Here is a 2,368-nt window from a genome sequence, read left to right as displayed (position 1 = left end):
TCAACGTCACTGTGAAGAAGATCCCGTTCTCGCCCTGCTTGTGCCACTTAAGGTCTGCTTGTCCTCATGTGTCACACCAGTCTGGCAGAGAGGGGGCCAAGGTCCTGCCCGAGACCGGGCAGCGCGGGAATGCTCATGAAATCGCCAGGACCTGGTCAGGATGCCGGGTACAGCGGGGTTTGCGCGCCGGGTAGAGGACTAGGCCGAGCTGGGTGGGACAGCCGGGGCGAGGACATGTGAGCGTGACCATGTCGTATCTCGCCGCGCCCGGCAGAAGGCTCTGATCGGCCGCGCCGTACCCGCGAACCTGATGCCCGAGGGGCGGGGGCAGGCTGTAGGCATCGAGCCGGCGCAGGGAACCCAGGACACGGCCCCGGTTCAAGACGATGACCGCCTCGTGTGTGTCGTCGGCGTCGAAGTAACGCAGCGCGGCCGCCAGTGCCGGAGCCACATCCTCCTCTTCGTCCACGACGATCATCGGTGCGTCCTCCGCGTGGTCGCGGTCGAGCCGGTTCGTGAGCGTGGCGATACTCGTCATCCGTCCTCCTGGTACCGGGTGTCGATGACGGGGCCTGGGTCGCCCTGGCAGACGAACGCGGCCCAGTAGGCCGGGTGCGGGTATCTACGGCGCATCGCCTGCCGAGCCCCGGTCAGCGCCTCGGCCAAGCCGTCGCCCGCCCAAAGCCGCCGGTACAGGTCAGTCATCAGGTCGCGGGTCTGCCGGTCGGGAACCTTCCACAAGCTCATGACCAGCGACCTCGATCCGGCGATAGAGGCTGCGCGGCGTAGTCCGAACACCCCTTCGCCCACCCATGTGTCGCCTAGCGCGCTGTCGCATGCTGACAGCACGACAAGTCGGGTGCCGCTCAGATCCATGAGCGCGAGATCCGAGGCGGTCAGCACGCCGTTGCCCGCCTCAGGCGGCAAGTCACCACCCGAGAGCCAGGTGTTCGCGCCTGCCAGCGCAACGCCACAGCGGAGCATCGGGTCGTCCACATCGCGGCCGGACAGCCGCTCGAAAGGGTCGTCGCGCGCCAGGGTGAAGTCCATGGGAGTGGCCAGCGTCCCGTCGAGCACGAGGATCTGGCGATGGGCGTCGACCGGCGTCACGATGTCTCCGACGGCGAAGTCCGCCGGGTCCATCGCGCGCGGGACGCTGGGGCTGAGGAACCCGTGGCTGGCTATGTGCAGGATGGCCGGGCTCTGTGCGCCCGTCACCCGTTCCTTCACGGCGTCGGCGCCTGCCAGCGGCGTGACGCCCAGAAACTCGGCGATCTGCCGGCCTTCCTCGCGCGCTCCCGGTAACGGGGTGAACGGCGCTCGCTCGCGGGTGTTCGCGCCGCCGGGTGTGCCGAGTTTGAGATCGGGGTCGGCCAGCACGAGTGGCGGGCCGCCGGGCGCAGGCGAGGGCTGGCTCAAGTGCAGCGCGTCTCGGCCGGTCGGCAGGTAACACACCAGCCACCGGTCCATGACGAGCCGTCCGTCGTCCAGCGGCAGCGCCTCGTACGGCAGCGTGCTCAACGCGCCGTCGGGAGACAGCAGCAGACGGGAGGCCCCGCCGAGCGCAGGCAACAAGGGGTCCAGTACGGCGCGCCGTAGCCGGGCCGCTTTGTCGGTGTCCTCCTCCTGGCTTCGCCCGCTCATCAGTGCGGTGACTCGGCCGGTCAGCTCGTCGATATGCTCGGCATCTCCCAGGTCGACGAAGGCGGGCGGCGCGCCGGGACGCAGGACGAGCGCGCTGTAGCATGCGCCCGCGTGCACTTCCTTGGTGCGGTCGGCCGCGTGGAAATCGAAGACGGCGCGCCGCCGCAGTTCGACGAGTGCCGTGTCGGAGGCCAGCGTGGCGGCGATGTCGTGCCACGTCAGCTCGAACAGGCGATGGGTCGCGCCGTGTGAGCGCTGGGCGATTTCCGACTCGAGTGCGTCGAGCCGCTGCCTGTCGGCGGCCAGCCGCTGCCGATGCGTCTGCATCGCGCCGTCCGATGGTCCGGCGAGTTGCCTGGCGTTGATGGCGGCGTGCAGCCGGACCCGCTGCTCGTGCAGGTCACGCAGTCGAGGATCGTCGGCGGCGGTGACCAACATGTCCCGCTGCCTGATGGTGAGCTGGGCGGCCAGGCCCTTGTGCCTCAGGAGTGTGTCGGCGGCGACGGCTACCGCGTCGGCGTCTGTTTTCAACTCGGTGAGCACAAGGCTGAGTACCTGGTCCACACGGAACCGGCTGCCTGACAGCGCGGTCAGCCACTGTCGCCGCGAGCCCGTGGTGAATACGGTGGTGAGCTTCCCCCCGTTTTCCGGACACTTGCCCTGAGGTCACCCTTGATCATCAGGAAGGATGTCCCCCATGCCCGCACCTCACCCGCCAGAGTTC

Annotated in this window: 2 protein-coding genes; both read right to left on the bottom strand. The window is 68.8% G+C overall.

Translation table 11 applies throughout. The features are described from left to right. Positions 1-133: 133 nt before the first annotated feature. Positions 134-538, bottom strand: coding sequence for a hypothetical protein (locus AB0J42_RS37550; RefSeq protein WP_364303334.1), 405 nt, complete (start codon positions 536-538; stop codon positions 134-136). Next, positions 535-2,208, bottom strand: coding sequence for a CHAT domain-containing protein (locus AB0J42_RS37545; RefSeq protein ID WP_364303332.1), 1,674 nt, complete (start codon positions 2,206-2,208; stop codon positions 535-537). The genes AB0J42_RS37550 and AB0J42_RS37545 overlap by 4 nt, the downstream gene beginning before the upstream one ends. Positions 2,209-2,368 lie beyond the last annotated feature (160 nt).

Origin of the sequence: Nonomuraea sp. NPDC049649, from assembly GCF_040675175.1 — a bacterium.
Lineage (GTDB): Bacteria > Actinomycetota > Actinomycetes > Streptosporangiales > Streptosporangiaceae > Nonomuraea.
The sequence above is the reverse complement of the archived record's forward strand: the minus strand, read 5'-3'. Positions and strand labels throughout refer to the sequence as shown.

Bases quoted from the DNA above. Each gene is read 5' to 3' on its own strand.
- AB0J42_RS37550 (WP_364303334.1), bottom strand. From the start codon at position 538: ATGACGAGTATCGCCACGCTCACGAACCGGCTCGACCGCGACCACGCG.